Origin of the sequence: Paenibacillus sp. PL91 (genome assembly GCF_012935325.2) — a bacterium.
Classification (GTDB): Bacteria; Bacillota; Bacilli; order Paenibacillales; family Paenibacillaceae; genus Pristimantibacillus.
On record NZ_JABBYG020000090.1, the window covers coordinates 1 to 404 of the forward strand.

A 404-nucleotide genomic window follows, 5' to 3' on the forward strand; every position below is an offset into this window, starting at 1 on the left:
AAGAGGCTTGGTTGAACTAACGGGACGGAGAGCCTAATGGAGGTTTATATGAAGAAGCTTTCTATTGATTTTAATGAGCCTTACCCATTTAAGTTCAGAATTTCAAATGACCAAATTGATTTTTTCAATATTAGAGTAGGCGAGGAAATTGTGTTTTATACGGAGAACTTAGAAGTAAAAGCAGTTGTAGAGTTTGATGCTGAAGAAAAACGTTGGTACGGTAAACATATTGAAGAAGTCAGATATATTCCAACCGAAATTGAAGAGGCTAGAGAAGACGGCTTTATTAATGGGCATTTTTTTGGCATTTGGATGACAAAAGATAACCTGATTAGAAGTATGATGGAGCTAAGTCTATCGGAAGAATTGATTCATAAGGTAACTGGAGTGAGCTATGAAAGGAT

At 35.9% G+C, this 404-nt stretch carries 1 protein-coding gene; it reads left to right on the forward strand.

The window, feature by feature from the left end; translation table 11 throughout:
- Positions 1–48: 48 nt before the first annotated feature.
- Positions 49–404 (forward strand): hypothetical protein (locus tag HI950_RS35495; RefSeq protein WP_169091799.1); only part of this gene is annotated, 356 nt, incomplete at its 3' end.